At 51.3% G+C, this 17,937-nt stretch carries 16 protein-coding genes; 8 read left to right on the top strand and 8 right to left on the bottom strand.

Annotation, left to right across the window (positions count from 1 at the left end; all coding sequences use genetic code 11):
- Positions 1-103: 103 nt before the first annotated feature.
- The 3 genes from OOT00_RS03705 to OOT00_RS03695 all read right to left on the bottom strand — a co-directional run bounded on the left by OOT00_RS03705 (position 104) and on the right by OOT00_RS03695 (position 3,611).
- Entirely contained in the window at positions 104-895 is a 792-nt protein-coding gene (locus tag OOT00_RS03705) for a substrate-binding periplasmic protein (protein WP_265423943.1), read from the bottom strand.
- A 98-nt stretch (positions 896-993) separates the two neighbouring features.
- Complete coding sequence (locus OOT00_RS03700) at positions 994-1,932, bottom strand: hypothetical protein (RefSeq protein ID WP_265423942.1); 939 nt, start codon at positions 1,930-1,932, stop codon at positions 994-996.
- 92 nt (positions 1,933-2,024) lie between these two features.
- The gene (locus OOT00_RS03695; RefSeq protein ID WP_265423941.1) at positions 2,025-3,611 is read right to left on the bottom strand and encodes a methyl-accepting chemotaxis protein; all 1,587 of its coding nucleotides are present in this window, start codon (positions 3,609-3,611) and stop codon (positions 2,025-2,027) included.
- A 364-nt stretch (positions 3,612-3,975) separates the two neighbouring features.
- Between OOT00_RS03695 and OOT00_RS03690 the strand changes: the two genes are divergently transcribed.
- Positions 3,976-4,941 (top strand): class I SAM-dependent methyltransferase, encoded by a 966-nt coding sequence (locus OOT00_RS03690; RefSeq protein WP_265423940.1) that lies wholly within the window; start codon positions 3,976-3,978, stop codon positions 4,939-4,941.
- A gap of 14 nt (positions 4,942-4,955) precedes the next feature.
- Here the strand turns inward: OOT00_RS03690 and OOT00_RS03685 are convergent, their stop codons facing one another.
- The 3 genes from OOT00_RS03685 to map all read right to left on the bottom strand — a co-directional run bounded on the left by OOT00_RS03685 (position 4,956) and on the right by map (position 7,345).
- A complete protein-coding gene (locus OOT00_RS03685; protein WP_265423939.1) occupies positions 4,956-5,804 on the bottom strand; it encodes a 1,4-dihydroxy-6-naphtoate synthase in 849 nt (282 codons plus the stop codon).
- Complete coding sequence (locus OOT00_RS03680) at positions 5,794-6,294, bottom strand: YchJ family protein (RefSeq protein ID WP_265423938.1); 501 nt, start codon at positions 6,292-6,294, stop codon at positions 5,794-5,796. The genes OOT00_RS03685 and OOT00_RS03680 overlap by 11 nt, the downstream gene beginning before the upstream one ends.
- Positions 6,295-6,436: 142 nt before the next feature.
- On the bottom strand, positions 6,437-7,345 hold the full coding sequence (gene map / locus OOT00_RS03675; protein WP_265423937.1) for a type I methionyl aminopeptidase: 909 nt from the start codon (positions 7,343-7,345) through the stop codon (positions 6,437-6,439).
- Between the two features lie 154 nt (positions 7,346-7,499).
- On the opposite strand from map, the gene OOT00_RS03670 reads away from it, so the two are divergent.
- The 7 genes from OOT00_RS03670 to OOT00_RS03640 all read left to right on the top strand — a co-directional run bounded on the left by OOT00_RS03670 (position 7,500) and on the right by OOT00_RS03640 (position 17,337).
- Positions 7,500-8,471: a phosphotransferase enzyme family protein gene (locus tag OOT00_RS03670; protein ID WP_265423936.1), complete on the top strand. Its 972-nt coding sequence runs from the start codon at positions 7,500-7,502 to the stop codon at positions 8,469-8,471.
- 93 nt (positions 8,472-8,564) lie between these two features.
- Positions 8,565-9,083: a type 1 glutamine amidotransferase domain-containing protein gene (locus OOT00_RS03665; protein WP_265423935.1), complete on the top strand. Its 519-nt coding sequence runs from the start codon at positions 8,565-8,567 to the stop codon at positions 9,081-9,083.
- An 88-nt stretch (positions 9,084-9,171) separates the two neighbouring features.
- Positions 9,172-9,609 (top strand): acyl-CoA thioesterase, encoded by a 438-nt coding sequence (locus OOT00_RS03660; protein WP_265423934.1) that lies wholly within the window; start codon positions 9,172-9,174, stop codon positions 9,607-9,609.
- Positions 9,610-9,855: 246 nt separating this feature from the next.
- A complete protein-coding gene (locus tag OOT00_RS03655; protein WP_265423933.1) occupies positions 9,856-11,862 on the top strand; it encodes a methyl-accepting chemotaxis protein in 2,007 nt (668 codons plus the stop codon).
- A gap of 119 nt (positions 11,863-11,981) precedes the next feature.
- Entirely contained in the window at positions 11,982-13,532 is a 1,551-nt protein-coding gene (locus OOT00_RS03650) for a sigma-54-dependent Fis family transcriptional regulator (RefSeq protein WP_265423932.1), read from the top strand.
- Positions 13,533-13,555: 23 nt separating this feature from the next.
- Positions 13,556-14,701 (top strand): ABC transporter substrate-binding protein, encoded by a 1,146-nt coding sequence (locus OOT00_RS03645; protein WP_265423931.1) that lies wholly within the window; start codon positions 13,556-13,558, stop codon positions 14,699-14,701.
- Positions 14,698-17,337 carry a hybrid sensor histidine kinase/response regulator gene (locus tag OOT00_RS03640; protein WP_265423930.1) on the top strand — a complete coding sequence of 880 codons (2,640 nt, stop codon included), beginning with the start codon at positions 14,698-14,700 and terminating at the stop codon, positions 17,335-17,337. The genes OOT00_RS03645 and OOT00_RS03640 overlap by 4 nt, the downstream gene beginning before the upstream one ends.
- Before the next feature lie 94 nt (positions 17,338-17,431).
- Here OOT00_RS03640 and OOT00_RS03635 read toward each other — a convergent pair whose 3' ends face one another.
- Both OOT00_RS03635 and OOT00_RS03630 read right to left on the bottom strand, forming a co-directional pair.
- Positions 17,432-17,740 (bottom strand): putative quinol monooxygenase, encoded by a 309-nt coding sequence (locus tag OOT00_RS03635; protein ID WP_265423929.1) that lies wholly within the window; start codon positions 17,738-17,740, stop codon positions 17,432-17,434.
- A 38-nt stretch (positions 17,741-17,778) separates the two neighbouring features.
- Complete coding sequence (locus OOT00_RS03630; RefSeq protein ID WP_265423928.1) at positions 17,779-17,913, bottom strand: hypothetical protein; 135 nt, start codon at positions 17,911-17,913, stop codon at positions 17,779-17,781.
- Positions 17,914-17,937: the final 24 nt, after the last annotated feature.

The raw sequence follows: 17,937 nt of genomic DNA, 5'->3' as shown, positions 1-17,937 counted from the left end.
AAACCCTCACCGGGTCGGCCGTACTTAGCTTCCAGCCGACCCTTGGGGATAGGATTTCAATACTGTGAACGGCCCTTATCAAGCCGGTAAATTCATTCCATAGCTACTGCGATACAAAACGATCTATAATTTTCTGAATTTCACCGGAAGCCCTCATTTTCTCGATTTCCGTATTAAACTTCTTCACAAAATCATTTTTAAAGGGGAAACGCCCTTCATCCCTGTCCGTAAATCCCAGATATCCCTGCTCTGAAGAAATGACATAGCCTTCTACGGGACTGGCCCATCTGTATTCACCGCTTCTTCTCAGCCTGTCCACCTCCCACAGAATGGAAATCCTGTCATTGATATAGCAGTCAATGCGCTCCGCCCCCAGCTTCAGCAGGTTGGCCCGACTGCCCTGAGCCTCTTCCACACGGATATGCCCCTGGTCCACGGCATTCCAGAAGGCCTCTCCACCAAGCTTGAACCCGGCATTGATCCCAAAGGTAAGCCCATGATAATCCGCAGGCCATGCCGTTCTTGGACGGGAAAGAACCTTTTCCGTGCACATTGCCACAACATTTTCTTCAAGGATCGGAACAGAATATGGCTTTATCCAGGGGCGGCTCGCCGGATGATAATAGGGAGGATAGAGGGCAAGGCCCGTTCCGGTTTCGACATAATTCAGACCCCGTGCCCAGGGAACGGCCTCTATGGTGACCTGATAGTCTTTCATACGGGAAAATGCCGTGCGCAGAATTTCCGTATAAATCCCCTTTACTTCCCCTCCTTCTGCATAGGCATAGGGGGGATAATTATTATCCGCATAAATGGTCACCTTTGTCTGAGATAACGCCGGGGACGCCATAAGAAAAAAAAGAAAAACGGAGGCGATTGTTTTCATTGTCTGCATGGCATGACCTTTCATTTCAGATGGTGGATGGAAGGAATGGACACACATCGAACAATACGTGGAGGTGGGCAAACAAACCTGCTCAAAAACAGCTGCTATTATTCTACAAACCGGACTATCGATCCCGAAGCATCTCTCTCCTGCCGGAGAAATTTTTCCATATCGAATCCTGCATCTTTCACAAGTTTTCCTAAATCCTCTTTTCTTATCTCCCCATGAGGGTCATCGACTGCCGAGCTGGGGACATTGTTTTTGCCATAAAGTTTTTCATATATATCAAGATACACTCCATTCGCCTTTATCGCTCTCAGACCTTCAAGAAATTTTTCTTCGTAGTATGCTCCCTTGGGATCCTTTCCTTTAAAAGCCATATATTGCGGTACAAAGACCCAGGCATTCACAAAACCCCAATTTTTCAGATCCGCCGGATCATCACTGTTCATAATAGTATAGGGAGTTACTCCCAGCACTTCAAAACCCAGCTTATATCGATTGCCCTTTATCATCATCATGGTCTGTTCCGGAGAATGGGACCGGGAGTCTACCTTTCCCTGAAAACCCTCCGGGGTATAGGGATCATATCCTCCATAACTCAATATGGAATACTCCGGATTAATCTGAGAAAAATCACTTACGGATTCAAGGGCTTTCCGCTCCGCTTCCGTTAAGTTGGGTTTATAGTACATAAGCCCTATGGGCACATTCCAGTAGACATGCTTTCGTACATCAAGCTCTCTGTTTTTGATCTCATCTTCCAAAGTCTCTCCATCAGCGGAGACAGCATACCTGCAGTTATAAAAATCCTGAATGGTTCGAAAGGGAGGGGTGATGGCAATATCCGCTTGCAAGCCAACGGCATCAAAGGCTGCCTTCACCAGATCATTCTGAAAACCTGACTGATCCTGATTCTGATATGGCGTATACTGGTGCCCCACAACACGCACGGTCTCTCTGGCACAAACCGCACTGACAAATAATGCCATGGCAATCAAAAGCATGCTGCTGATCAAAATACTCACCCTCACGGAACCCATCATACACACCTCCTTTTGAACAATCCGTAGACAGCAAGAAATTTCTGCATCCAATGCCCGTGCCTTATGTGTCATGGCACTGTTGAACAAATCCTTTACAGAACAAACCGGCCGATAAGCCCCTGAAGACCTTCGGCCATGGAAGCCACCTCCCTGGCCCGCCCATTCACATCACAGCTGATATTGTTCATTTCCTGGCTGATTTGATCCACGCTCTCAATATCATTGCGAATACTTTGCACAAACCCCGTCATGGTCGCCATGTTCTCATTCACCTCCTGAATGCCCTGGGCGGCCTGATGTACATTGCCCGATATCTCCCTTGTTGCGGCTGACTGCTGCTCCACAGCAGTGGCAATTACCGTAACCATATCACTGGTGGACTGAATGGCACCGGACACATCCTGCACTTCACCGGTGGCATCCTTGATCAGACTCTGCGCCGTACCAATAATTTTTCGGATATTTTCCGTGGCGGTGGTTGTCTGGGTAGCCAGGGTTTTGATTTCACTGGCCACAACGGCAAAACCTTTGCCTGCCTCACCGGCACGGGCCGCCTCTATGGTGGCATTAAGGGCAAGGAGGTTGGTCTGTTCCGATATTTCCGTAATGGACTCCGTAACCTTACCGATTTCTCCTGCAACCTTTTCCAACTGAGCCATTTTTTCCGTGGCCACTTCGGAACGGTCAACGGCATTCTTGGTGTTGCGCCGTGCACTCTCCGTGTTTTTTGCAATTTCATCGATGGTTGCCGTCATCTGTTCGGCTGCTGCTGCCACCATGGAAGTGTTGGTGGATGCCTGCTCCATGGCCGAAGCAATGCTGTCCATACTCTGGCTCATGCTGCCGGTGGCCCGGGATACGGCCGATGCCCGTTCCGATGATGTTCTGGAATCCGTTGCCAACCGTTCGGATATGGAAAGAAGACTGGCGGCAGAATCCGCAAGACTGTTCCCGTTATCCCGGATACGGCTCATTATCCCATGAATCTGAAGGATAAAAACATTGATCCAGCGGGCAGCAAGACTGAGTTCATTGCCACTGGCCTCGGAAATTCTTCTCGTCAGATCTCCCTCCCCTTCCGCAATATCTCTGACGGCTGCAATGGTAGACTGCAGGGGCATAAAAACCATGATGCGCAGACTTAGGGCCATAACCGCCAGAAGCAGGATGTTCAATAAAACAATGGTCAGAACCGTATTACGAAGAATCTGCCGGAGATTTTCCTCATAATGGGAAAGATTCATCACCACTGTTATATGACCGAGCACATCATCAGACCGTTTGACAGGACTTTCCTGCCGATAACCGTTCGTTTCAGGGAGTTTCTCCGTCTTTGCAGGTTTGCCCGCTCCATCTTTCACCACGACCATGATCATTCGGGTGTTGGCAGGGTCCGAAAGACCTATGGCAGAAAGCCTGTTGTCAGGTATTTCTGATCGCAAAAGTGCTTCCGCCTGGGCCATGTCAAAATTATAAAGGGGTTCCTGAAGGGCCTGAAGGAGACGCTGCACAACAAGATCCGCATCTACAGCCATCCCCTGCTGAAGGCTGGATCTGGCTGTCTGATACTGCCAGAAGCCCATGATCACAAGAATAAGTGTGGTCATCAGGAGTACGGTTGTGATAATGCGGACAAAAATGCGCTTCTGCACCGGAATGTGCAACGAGGTGGTTTCCATGGAAAGGCTCCTTGCGGTTGCAATTTTTCAACGGATTTTCACATCAGAAAAGGCTTGGTAACAGGACTGAATACATAAGGATCCATTTCATGCCGACGGCTGGATACAAAAAGACGTAATCCATGCCCCTTTTTTCAGGTTCAGGGGGCAGCTTTGCAGATCAACTGCGGTTTGGCGGGTAGCCTGAAGGGATAATGGAATCCGTATGATACCGGCTCCATCTGCACTGTAAAATGGGCGGCGGCCCATAAAAAAACTTACAGTTTTTCAACATTATGTAGTGAGTTATATGCAATCTTACTAAACTCAAAAAAATTATGCAAGAAAATTGACTCTACCTTGATTCCGAACAAAAGGAGCCTCCATGCCCCACCCCATTCACGACGAAAAAACAGCCCGGCAGGCAGCCATGCTTGCCAACCGTATCCAAAAACGTTTCAAGCACCTCCATAAACGTTTTCAACGTGAAGGCCTTGAAATATTCCGGCTCTATGACTGGGATATTCCCGAAATCCGTGCGGTTGTGGACTGGTATGCAGGCCATCTTGTCATTGCAGAGTATGTTCGGGAACAGTCCATGGACCACTGGCTTCCGTCCATGGCAGAGGCTGTGGCCACAACCCTTGGCATTCCCATGGACCGGGTGCATCTGAAAAAAAGACACGCCGGTATCAGAGATGGCAGGCGATATGAGCGGATAGACCGGACCGGTGAAAAAATCAGGATGAAGGAACGGGATCTTTCCTTCTGGATCAATCCATCGGATTTTGTGGATACGGGCCTTTTTTCCGACCACAGAAATACCCGGGCCATGGTCAGAAATATGGCGGCTGGAACAAGGTTTCTGAATCTTTACTGTTATACGGCAAGTTTTACCTGCTACGCGGCCGCAGGCGGTGCGGCAGAAAGCCTTTCCATTGACAGATCCCGGAGTAATCTGGACTGGGCAGAAGAAAATTTCATTCTCAACGGGACCCACAGGGAAAAGCACCGGCTTCTGCAGGCCGACGCCATGGACTACCTGAAGATCCTCAAACAAAAAGGACAGACCTTTTCTCTTGCCGTCGTGGATCCTCCCTCCTATTCTTCCGCAAGGGAAAAGGACCGCACCTTTGACATCCGACGGGACCACCCCGAGCTCATCACAAGGGTCATTCAGGTCATGGAAAAAGGATCTACCATCTTTTTTTCCACCAACCATCAGGGTTTTGAACCCTGCATGGAAAGGTTCAGATCTGAAACAATTGAAGAAATAACACAGAAAACCATTCCAGAAGATTATCAGAACAAACAAAAAAGGATACACCGCTGCTGGCGTATCCTCGTCTGATACAGATAAAAAAATCAGACAGGAGCCATATAGTCTCCTGCAAAGGGTGGGAAAAGCCCCATGCTTTCTCCCATCCGGAAGAAAAAGGCAACCGCCGCCCTGCCCTCCTCCCCCAGGTTCAGGGAAAAATCATTCACATAAAGGCCTATGTGGCGGTCAATGACTTCCCTTGCCATTTCCTGGGCATGGGTACGGATATAAGGCATGACCAGCTCCGGGAACTGCCTTGCATGGAGTATGCTTTCCCGAATGGCCCGGCTGAGGGCAGGTGCCAGTGACAGCATATCCCTGCGCAGGGCAATGCCACCCAGAGGTATGGGCAGGCCAGAAGACTCCTCCCAGAAAAGACCGAGATCCTGCATGCAGATCAGGCCGTACTCCTCAAAGACAAAACGCCCTTCATGGATAATCACACCAGCCTCTGCCCTGCCATCCTGCAGGGCAGGCATAATGGTTTCAAAGGCCATGGGCCGAAGCTTGATATCCTGACCCAGAAAATAACGCAGCAGAAAAGCCGCTGTGGTATCCATGCCGGGAACGGCAATTACCACACGGCGCAACTCTTCCGGAGTCAGCATTGTTCTGCCAGCCAGAAGTGGGCCACATCCCCTTCCCAGCGCAGCTCCACAGGGCAGAAGGGCATAGTTCTGCCGCAAACGACCCAGGGCCGCAAAAGAAAGCTTGGTAATGGGGTAGAGGCCCTTAAAAGCCCGCTGATTCAGGGTTTCCACATCCTCAAGAACAGCTTCCGGAAAAAAACCCGGCAAGGATATTCTGCCATGGACAAGGGCTTCAAAAATAAAGGTGTCATTGGGGCAGGGAGAAAAAGCCAGGCGGAGCCTGGCCCCTTGTTCATGCGACACTGTCAATGCAGCATTTTTTATATTTTTTACCGGAACCGCAGGGGCAGGAGTCATTACGGCCTACCTTGGGACCTTCCCTGCGGAAGGTTTCTGCCGTAACAGGCTGTCCATCATAAAAATACCACTTATCATCTTCTCCCTTACGGAAAAAAGCCCGCTCATGGTGGACATAACGTTTGTCATCCTGGGAAAAATGGGCGGCAAACTCGAGGTTACCTTCCCTGTCTTCCGCAAGCCCCTTTTCTCTGTGCAGAATTTCAAGGCCGTGCCACTGAGAAGATTCCGCCCACTGCCTGGCACCATCCGCATCATAATCCGTCCGCTGATCCGGATGGGTGGTATCAAAGATATAATCCATGGATACCCGGGCATAGGCGGTATAACGGGAACGCATCAGAGCTTCCGCCGTTGGTGCAGCCAGGGCACCCGTAATATAGGGTTCGCAGCAGGCCTCAAAGTTCTGACCGGATCCGCAGGGACATAATTCCATTTTTGATCTCCTCGTTCCTCTATCATCCGGCGGCAGCCGAAACGGCTGCTCCGGAAACGTTCTTTATTCAACTGGAAAAGTGCCGCAGACCCAGCCAACGGCACTACATCAGGAAGCACCGTTCCTGTTACGCAGATCTTCTTTACAAGTTCTGGATACATGCGTCCAGAGGAAAGGGCGTCAGGCTTTCATACCCATCTTCTGTCACAACAATGGTCTGCTCAAACTGGGCGGAAAGACCGCCGTCACGGGTAACGGCTGTCCACCTGTCCTCAAGGATATACAGCTCCTTCTTACCGAGATTCACCATGGGTTCCACCGTAAAGGTCATGCCCGGCACCAGTGGAACACCCGTCCCCTTTTTCCCGAAATGAAGAATCTGAGGAGATTCATGGAAATCCAGCCCCACTCCATGGCCCACAAACTCCCTCACCACAGAATAGCCCTCACCCTCGGCATACCGCTGTATGGCCCAGCCGATATCCCCGGTAGTGTTACCCGGCCTGACCATGTCCAGCCCACGGCGCAGACTTTCCAGGGTCACTTCCACAAGCCGCCGGGCTCCCGGCGATGGTGTTCCCACAAAATACGTATAATTTGCATCCGCATAATATCCATCGAGAATGGTTGTGATATCCACATTCACAATATCCCCGTCCACAAGCACCCTTTCTCCGGGAATCCCATGGCAGATAATTTCATTGGGAGAAACACAGACACTTTTAGGGAATCCACGATAATTCAGGGGAGCGGGTATGCCTCCGTTTTTCAGGGTATGCCGGTGAACGATGTCATTAATCTCATCTGTGGTCATACCCGGCTTCAGGCTTTCTGCCACAAGTCCATGGGTCTCCATCACCAGACGCCCCGCCCTGCGGATTCCTTCTATCTGCTCCGGTGTTTTCAGGTGAATATCATAATTTCTGAGATAATAATCCTTCATATTCACCTTCAGGGGTTCCTTGCTGCCTGCACAGCACTTTTTATATTTCCTGCCGGAACCACAGGGACAGGGATCATTGCGACCGATTTTCATGAGGAGCTGCATCATCTCACATCCTTATTCATGCATAGGCACAGCGTCTTTACCTGTTGAACGTCCTTTCCCTTTCAACACGGAGACGGCTGTGATAAAAGCTTCAGGCAGTGCCTGAAAGAAAAGAAAAGTATAAAAGAACGAAAGCCAAGTCAACCTCATGGACACAATGACACCATCCATCCATCCCATTGACAGGGCTATGGCAAGGGAGCTGACCCTCCGGATGGGCCTGGGTGCCTCTGAACCGGTACCGGAAATACCCCTGGCGGGAAGTCCGGAGCGCAGTCAGGGACGTATGGCCATACGTACGGAAAAAGGACTGTTTGTGCTGGAACGTTTTTCTCCGAATCAGGCCCCTGTAAAAAACCGCATTGCCCGCCTTCTGTTCCAGCTGCAAGAACAGAAAATGCCATGGATTCTACCCCCCTTACAAGATGGGGAAGGGAAATACCTCATGAAACAAAAGGGGTATTTTTATCAGCTGACACCCTATATCCAAGGGGAAAACTTGCCAAGGCCGGAATATACGAAAGACGGCTGGAGAGGCCGGTTTTTCGCCGCTTTTATATGCCATCTTCTTGAAAAAGGCAGCCAGACCGGTTTTCGGACGCCTTTTTTCGATATTATCGACTATATCCGGGCTCTCATGGAAGTTCTGCAAAGGCGGGAACCCTCCCTCTACCAGAATCTGCTGGGTATTCAGAAATGGGTTATTCATGCCCTTACGCCCCTTATGCCTCATATTCCCGTAAAGCTCTGCCACGGTGATCTGCATCCCGTAAATGCTCTTTTTGAAAAAAAAGAGCTCTTATACATCATTGACTGGGAATTCTGCGGTTCCAAGCCGGAAATTCATGATCTGGCCAATCTTCTGGGGTGCCTTGGCAGCGAGGATCCCGTGGCCCTGCAGGAAGATTTTGCTCTTCAGGCCATCAGAGGTGTCAACGCCTCCGGGCTTCTCTCCTCTGCGGGTTTACAGGCCCTCTTTCCCATGGTGGTTGCCATCCGTTTCTGCTGGCTTTCGGAATGGCTGAGAAAACAGGACCTGGATATGATCTCCCTTGAACAGGACTATCTGAAGCTGCTGATTCATTATGAAGACGCCATCACCCGGTGCTGGTTCAATGCTTCAGCCTGATGCCCTCACAAACACAGATGGCCGGGATACAGGAACTCTTCCCTTTACAGAACAGCCCTTTGGCAACCCGATTACTTGAGAGGAGGTTTTTCAATGGAACTTCATGGACGCACCGTTTTGCTTCTTGTGGAACAACAGTTCAATGATCAGGAATTCTGGTACCCCTTCTACAGGCTTCTGGAAGCGGAAGTGAAGGTGATTGTCGTGGGTACCGGTACAGCCCGCACCTACACAGGCAAGGCCGGTACCGTAACCGGCGTGGACAGGGATGCGGCCTCCGTGGACATCTCCAAAATAGATGGAGTGGTCATCCCCGGCGGCTTTGCTCCGGATTTCATGCGCCGATCCAAAGAAATGGTAGCCCTTGTGACCGAACTGAATGCCCGCAGAAAAATGATTGCCGCCATCTGCCATGGCGGCTGGATGCTGGCTTCGGCCAAAATTCTCACGGGGAGAACCGTAACCTCATTCTTTGCCATCCGGGATGATCTGGAACATGCCGGTGCCACCTGGGTCGATCAGGAGGTCTGTGTGGATGGCAATCTCATCACCAGCCGGACCCCTGACGATCTTCCGGCATTCATGAGAACCGTTATCCGCAGTCTTCGCTGAGCATCTCACCAGACTGCCTGATACACCGTCCATCCGGGGGCCACGGCCCCCTTTTCCCTTATCCTTTTTCCCTCAGAAAGTGTTTTGCATGCAGGAGTTTGCCCCAGCCTTTCCCCATGAAGTATCCATCCGTATCCCCATGCACATGGTAGATCTCGGCAATGTTATCTATCACAGCCGCTATCTGGACCTGTATCACGAAGCAAGGGATCATTATCTCGATGCCGCGGACTGCAGCTACAGAGAAATTATGGAAAAAAATTATCATCTGGCCGTTGCCGATACCCATATTCAGTTCAAAAGACCCATCCGCTACCTTGAAACAGCAATCATCCGCACCCGCATTGCCTGGATCCGGAACCGAAGCCTCTGCGTTGTTCAGGAAATGACAAAAGACGTCAACGGGACAGTACAGTTATGCAACAGGGCCGAATTCACCCTGGTATGTATCGGACCAGAATTCAAAGCCATTCGTATTCCCGATACCTTCATTCAGAGACTGGCCCTTTTTCAGGCCTCTGCCTGAATGGAGCATCCCGGCATGCTTCCGGTTCCACTCCATGACCGGAAGCCCCTACCCGAATATCTGATAAGCGCCTGTCTTTTTACTTGATTCGTTTTCCGTAATATACGATAATACATACAAGTCCACAGCCATTCTTTCCATACATCCTCATAACAGCACTCATCTGTTTTTTACGGGCAGGCTGTCCGGGTATGATACCTTCGCACCCGGCATTTCCCAAGCCTTTGCACCATCCAAGGAGGCCTTATGCGTTTTTCCATCCGTCAGAAACTACTGTTTGCCTTTTCCATGAGTATTCTGATTCCGCTCCTGCTTGTTTTTTTCTTTCTTGGCATACAGATGCGCCAATCAGCTGTATCCGCCTTTCATGCCTCGGCGGCCAAGGAACTGGCCCATATTCAGTCAGCCATGGATATTTTCATGGAGAACGCCCTGAATACGGTGGCCATGCAGGCCATGCACCCCACTGTACGTACCATCAATGAAGAAATCACCACCTACAAAGATGCACAAAGGGACCTGAGCCCCACGGATCTGGAACTCTCGGATCTGGAAAAAACCATACGAACCTTCTTTGCTCTCATTGAAAACAGCAGTCCCCACTTTGTGGAAGTTTTCCTTGGCACCCGCTGGGGTGGCTTCACATCTTCGGGTAATTCAAGCCTGCCTGCGGGCTACGATCCAAGGGCACGCCCCTGGTATCAGGAAGCCATGAGAGACCCGACCAGACCCAGCATTTCCAATGCTTATATGTCCACGACCAAAGAACCCGTCATCAGCGTCATGCATGCCATACGCTCCCACAACAATGAGCTCAGCGGCATTGCCGGTCTGGATGTCAGCCTCCTCGCCCTCACCAGCCTGATCCAGAACAGCCGCATCGGCGAAACGGGCTACGTCATGCTGATTCAGGGGGACGGTGTGATCCTTGCCAATCCGAGACACCCGGGAACCAACTTTAAAAACATCAGGGAAAGCGGCATTCCGGCACTGAACGTTTTTGCTAATCTTGCATCAGGCGGCACAGCCCTTGAAATCGACCAGGCCCCATGGCTGGCCGAAGTTCACACCCATCCGGAACTGGGGTGGAAACTTGTGGGCCTGATTGAGCGCGGTGAAGTCATGGAAGGGTTCAGAACCATGATGCGCCTCATGGTCATCATCGGTGCTGTGGTTTTTGCCATCTTCATGGGGCTTGCCTATATCATGGCTCTCTCCCTTTCCATTCCTATCCGCAAAACCACCCGCATGCTGCAGGATGTGGCGGAAGGCGAAGGGGATCTTACCCGTAAACTGGAAGTACAGAGCCGGGATGAAATCGGGGACATGGCCACCGGATTTAACACCTTCATTGAAAAAATCCGTGAAATAGTGGCCGATGTTGTCTCCAGAGCAGGTCTTGTCAACCGCTCTTCCGGTAAGCTCATGGATATTGCCGGAAGCATGGACATAAAGGTTGAAGAAACGGCCCAGAGAGCCCAGACCGTTGCCTCTGCCGTACAGGAAATCAATACGGGATTCAGTGCCGTTGCTGCGGCCATGGAAGAGGCCAATCAGAATACCAATATGGTGGCTACGGCTTCCGAAGAAATGTCCGCTACCATAGCGGAAATCGCCCGAAATACAGAATCCGCAAGAAATGTGGCGGAACAGGCTGTAAAAGAAGCCCGAAACGCCACCCGTTCCATGGATCTTCTGGGAGAGGCTGCCGAAGCCATTGGCAAAGTTACGGCTACCATCAGTGAAATATCGGAGCAGACCAACCTCCTTGCCCTGAACGCCACCATTGAAGCGGCCCGTGCCGGTGAATCCGGCAAAGGCTTTGCCGTTGTTGCCAATGAAATCAAAGAACTGGCCAAACAGACTGCCAGCGCTACGGAAGACATCAAAAAACGCATCAGCGATATTCAGGGCAGCACCCATAACACCATCGGCCAGATTCGCACCATTGATAAAACCATTATAGAAATCAACGAAATCATTGCCACCATCGCCACAGCCATCGAAGAACAGTCCGCTGCCACCCGTGAAATTGCGGATAACGTCAGCCAGGCTTCCCAGGGGCTGCAGGAAGTCACAACCAACGTTGCCCAGAGCAGCACGGTTATCAACCAGATTACAAAAGATGTGGGCGAAGTGAGCAGCGCGGCCGTGGAGATGAAGCAGAGCAGCCGGGAAGTGGCCAGCAATGCCCAGGACCTGAGACAGCTGGCGGAAGAGCTGCAAAGTCTGCTGTCAAGATTCCGAACCTGAGGAAGTGTGCGGGCAGACCACGTGTCTGCCTTGCTTTTCAACAGGCATTCAATTAAAAGATCCTCATGGACCCGGCTACGGCATTCTCAAGTAACATTCTTCAAAGAAAGTGCAGCCCCATGATGGCCTTTGAACGACTCCTCTTTGAAATATCATCCAAGTTCGTCAACATTCCTGCTTCGGAAGTGGATCAGGAAATTAATGATGCCATCAGAAAGATTGTGGAGTTTCTCGGCATTGACCAGAGTGTTTTCGGAGAATTCAAGGATGGCAGCCATGAACTGAGGATAAGCCACGGGTATACCGCCCATATATGGCCGGAAAACCCGGGCATTATCCTCAATGCCCTCGCTCCCAACATCACCCTCCGCCTCAAGCGGGGCGAGGTGGTTAACCTTTCCAGCCTTCCCGATGACGCACCGGAAGACTGGTATGAAGAACGTCAGTATGCGGAAAAAGTGGGGCTCAAATCATGTGTGGGCGTAAGCCTCAAGATCGGAGGGTCCGTACTGGGAGTCATCCTTTTTGAATCCTACCGCAAACACCAGAACTGGACGGAAACCTCCATTCAGCACATGCGGCTTCTGGCTCAGGTATTTGCCGGTGCGCTGGAACGCAAACAAACCGAACTCAAGCTCAGAAAAGCCTTTGACACCATACAGGAGCTGTCTGAACGCCTGAAAGCAGAAAACAGTTATCTCAAAGAAACCATCCTCAGTGAAAACCGCTACTCCCACATAATCGGCAGCAGTCCGGCCATGACAGAGGTACTGAACCGCATGGAACAGGTGGCCGTGACCGATGCCTCCGTTCTGCTCATGGGAGAAACGGGCACAGGCAAAACCGTTCTGGCAGAACTGGTCCATGCCATAAGCCGCCGAAGTACCAAAACCATGATCAAGGTCAATTGTGCGGCCCTGCCATCCAATCTTCTGGAAAGCGAGTTCTTCGGGCATGAAAAAGGAGCTTTTACAGGAGCGGCAACCAAAAAAATCGGGCGTTTTGCCATAGCCCATGGGTCTACCCTCTTTCTGGATGAAATAGGGGAGCTGCCTCTGGATCTCCAGGCTAAATTCCTCAGAGTACTGGATGACGGTGAGTTTGAACCCATTGGCAGCAACCGCACCGTACGTGTCAATGTCCGCATTGTGGCAGCCACAAACCGGAATCTGGCCCGGATGGTACAAGAGGGGACGTTTCGATCCGACCTCTACTACCGGCTGAATGTGTATCCCATACTCGTCCCCCCGCTCCGAGAAAGGCGGGAAGACATACCGGAAATGGTACACTCTTTTATTCATCAGCTTTCCAAAAGCATGGGCCGACATATTGGTCCCCAGTCAGAAAAAGACATGGCAGCCATGACCGCCTATTCCTGGCCGGGCAATATCCGTGAGCTGAAAAATGTGGTGGAAAACGCCATGATTTCTTCCCAGGGAACTGTCCTTTCCCTGCGCCCTCCTCCGGGCGATCATGCATATCCACCACAGGAATCACGGAACCATGCCGAAGCAGAACGCCAGCTGATTCTCTCTACGCTGCAGCAGGCCAGAGGCAGAATTAAGGGCGCGGGTGGAGCCGCCGCCATGTTAGAACTGAAACCATCCACCCTCTACTCCAAAATGAAAAAACTCGGCATCCGTAATCCGTGGAAATCTCCCGATCCCTGACAAAAACAGAAAAAGAGGCTGCCATGCAGAAATCACCCATCCTGTTACTTGGTTTCATTGCATTGGTTGCCGGTACTTTTCTCATCAGCAGCTGCGAAAAGAAACCTCTGGTCATTGGTTTTGCTGGACCGCTCACAGGCCCCTACGCTGACATGGGAGTTCACGGAAGAAACGGAGCTCATCTGGCACTGGAAGAAATCAATGCACGTGGAGGTATTGCAGGCCGTCGCCTTGTCCTGCTGAGCCGCGATGACTTCGGTACGGATGAAGGGGCTTTCCTTGCCTGTGAAGGCCTTATTCAGGCCGGAGTCACTGCCATCCTCGGCCACATGACAAGCTCCCAGTCCATGGCAGCCCTCCCAGCCGCACAACAGGCCTCCATGGTTCTGCTCAGCCCAACCACCTCCACCCCTGAGCTGAGCGGCATTGATGATATGTTCTTCCGGGTTCAGCCCACAACGGATACGGCAGCCAGAGCACTGGCTGCCTATGCGGCACAGGAAAGACAGCTTCTGCACATCGGAACGGTCCGGGATCTCAATAACCGTGGATTTGCAGATCCCTTTCATCAGGCTTTTTCAGAGATTTTCCAGAGATATGGGGGCAAAATCAGCCCTGAGCTGACCCTCTATTCCACCGGAGCACCGAACTGGGACTCTCTGGCCGCTCAGTTGGGAGAAGAAGGTTTCGATGCCCTTCTGGTTATTCTAGCTGCCAGGGATGCCGCTGCCCTCGCTCAGGCTCTCCATGCCCGCGGCATCCGTTTTCCCCTGCTCAGCTCCAACTGGGCCATGACGGAAGAACTGTTTACGGCAGGAGGCAGGACTGTTGAAACCATTATTTTCGCAGGCCATACCTTCAGTGAAAAACAGTCACCCCAGTATCAGCAATTTCTGAAAAACTACAGTAAACGGTATGGTCACTGGCCTTCCTTTGCAGCCGAATATGCCTATGATGCCATGCGCGTACTGGCGGAGGCCCTTGAAAGAACCGGAGGAAAAAACAGGGGACTTCCGGCAGCTCTGCTTCAGACACAAAATTTTGCAGGCCTCCACTGGCCTATATCCATTGATCCCTACGGAGATGTACGCAGCCCCATATACATAACGGAGGTTCAGGGAGGAAGATTCCGGCTGATCCGGACCATCCATACGGAGCAAACGCCATGAGCCATCTATTCCTCAGCGTTCTCCTCCGGCGGCATCTGATGTGGCGGCTTCTGCTCCCGGCGGTTCTCCTCGTGGTGCTCATTTCCCTGTTACTGGGATGGCAGCGATGGCTGGAAATCCAGAAAGAACAGCACCTGCAGGCCATGGCCATTTCAGAATATGTGGCCACCTACCTCAAGGCATCCATGGAAACGGTGAATCTGCTCGCCGAAACGGCGTCCACTCCGGCTTTTTCCCCCGTGACCCGCCGTTACCTTGCACATTCCGATGCCTTTGAACGCATCCTTCTCCTCACGGACGAAGGAGAAGTCCTGGAAAGCCACCCTCCCCTTGGCCCGCTGAAAGACTATTCAAGACTCCTTCTTGCAAGGCAGCAGCACGGCTCTCCCCATGCTATTCATATATCTTCTCCCTACCTCGCACCCCTCAGCGACAATATCACCTCCGGAATCTTCAGCTATTCCGTTACAAACAAACTTGTGGTTGGCGAACTGAATCTCATCAACCTGCAAGATTTCATAAGCGGGCTGGGCCAGACAGAACCCGGAACCATCCTTTTCATCACAGACCGTTATGGAACACTCATCGCCTTCCCGGACCGCACACTTGTGGATCAACAGGTCAATCTGGGCCACCTTCCTCCTGTGGCGTACGGACTTCAGGGCCGACCGGAATTCCTCGGTATTGCAGCCTTTCAGGGCGATTTTTATCTCATGAGTGCGGCCCCTGTTCTGGATGGAGACTGGGTTGTTTTTACGGCATGGCAGGCCAGAACACAATTTTTCTCCATACTGAAGCCCATGGTTATGCTGGCTCTTCTTCTGATTTCCCTTCTGACCATTACCGTATGGCTACTGCAGCAAACTCTGCAGAAACAGGTTTCCACCCCCATTCAGACCGTTGCCCGGGCTATGGATACCCTGGAACGCGGCAACCCCCTAGACCACAGGCTTTTCAGTGAAATGGGGCACACGCCCTTCTATGAGCTTCAGGTACTACGTAAAGGCTTCATGGATATGGCCGAAGCCATTCTGCAGAGGGAAAAAAATCTTCGTGTCAGTGAAGAAAAATTCCGCAATCTGTCCGATGAACTGCCGGAGAGTATTTTTGAAATGGGTATGAAATTTGAGCTTACATACTGTAACGATAAAATGCTCCACCAGTTTGGGCATTCAAGGGAAGAAGCCCTTTCCGGCATGCGACTCACGGATCTGGCCATTGCCGAGGAGAGCCACCTTCTTTTTGACTATATATGGAAAATTTTCCGGGACGAAAAACCCGCACCCCTTTCCTTCACCGCCCTCTGCCGAAACCATGGCACCTTCCCCGCAGAACTCCATGCTGCACCGGTTGCAAGCGGTACCAGTCCGGGGGGATTAAGGGGCTTTATCATTGACATGACACGGACCCATCAGGAACAAAACCTGCGGATGGAAATGGAACGCAATCTTTTCCACAGGCAGAAACTGGAAAGCCTTGGTATTCTTGCCGGTGGTATCGCCCATGACTTCAACAACATTCTTTCCGCCATTCAGGGTAACCTGGAGCTGGCACTGCTCAATGAGCCCAACCCTGTTTCTGTATCAAAGGAACATATTTCACTGGCCCTGACCGCCACCCTGAGGGCAGCGGATCTTACCCGTCAGATGCTGGCTTATTCCGGCAAGGGTAAATTTATGGTACTGCCTGTACAGCTCAATGATTTTCTTCATCAGACCATGGCAATACTTCAAACAGCCATACCGAAAACAGTCCATACGGTCTTTCTTCCGGACGCTTCCCTTCCCCTTATTTCTGCCGATCCCGGCCAGTTGCAGCAGGTTGTCATGAATCTCATCAGCAATGCGGCAGAAGCCATGCCCGAGGGAGAGGGAACCCTGACCATACGAACGGCAGTGGCTTTCTGTGATGAGGAGTGCATCAGCCGCAGCCGTATACTGAAAAAACCGGACCCGGGTCACTTTGTGTTACTGACCGTGGAGGATGGGGGTACCGGAATGGACAGTGAAAGTCTTCAGCGTCTTTTTGACCCCTTTTTTACCACCAAATTCACCGGACGCGGGCTTGGACTGGCCGCCGTGCTCGGCATTATGCAGGGTCATAACGGTATGATTATGGTGGAAAGCAGAAAGGGAAAAGGAACGGTATTCCGGGTTTATTTCCCTGCTTTACTGGATGAAAATACCCATGATGCCACCACCCCTGAAACAGCACTGGTTTCACAAAACCTTTCTTCATCACAAAACGGCATCATCCTTGTTGTGGATGACGAAGAAAGCGTACGCAGCCTCTTTAGCGATTCTCTCCATTTCTTCGGCTATGAAAGTATCTGCGCGGCCGATGGAGAACAGGGACTGGAACTTTTCAAAAACCACCAGCCGCATATTCTCTGTGTCATTCTGGATCTGACCATGCCCGGTAAAGACGGCATTGCCACGCTCCATGCCATGCGGCAAATCAATCCGGACCTGAAGATCATTCTCAGCAGCGGCTACAGTGAGCAGGAGGCTGTCCGCAATCTTCAGGATAAGGAAAGGGTTTTCTTTCTGAAAAAACCCTTTTCCATCCATGCCCTGCAGAACATCCTGCAGGATGCTCTCACAGCAGACCCCACCGATACCTCCAGGAATCACTGACAGGAAAAAGGGAGCCCTGTCCGAACAACAGGAACTCCCCATCCTTGCATCAGATTCAGATCTCTCCTTGCAGATGAACGGCAGAAATGACAGATCAGTCTGGCATCCCTTTTACAAATGAAGCCACCTCTTCAAAAACAGTGAGTTCAGGTTGCTGCAGGAGATGAGGCCCCACCCATTTAAAAAACTCCTGCACATGGGCCATGCTGCCATGACGCTGAAAAGCTTCCCTGTCCGCATATCTTTCATATACAAAGAAAACACCCGGGTTTTTCCGGTCTTTATGCAGGGAGTAGACCAGCACCCCTTCTTCTGATGCTGCGGCTCTTACAAGCTCGCCAAGCCTTTCTTCCGCCGGAGCTGCTACTTCCGGCTTTACCCGTATCATCGCCGTAACCACCATATCTTCCTCCTTTTACCAAAGCTATAAAGTCCCATCGTTTATGTCTGCACAGAGGACTGGCCCAAAGAACCCTGGTTTCCGTTTGCGGAGCCTGCGGCAAGACTCTGCAAACGGACTTCCGGCAAAAAGGGGCTGCCCACGTCCTTCCAGTCCATAAAGATCCAATCCTCCATGATCCACCCCATTAAAGGGACTAC

This window comes from Desulfobotulus pelophilus (assembly GCF_026155325.1).
In the GTDB taxonomy this organism is placed as follows: domain Bacteria; phylum Desulfobacterota; class Desulfobacteria; order Desulfobacterales; family ASO4-4; genus Desulfobotulus; species Desulfobotulus pelophilus.
The sequence above is the reverse complement of the archived record's forward strand: the minus strand, read 5'-3'. Positions and strand labels throughout refer to the sequence as shown.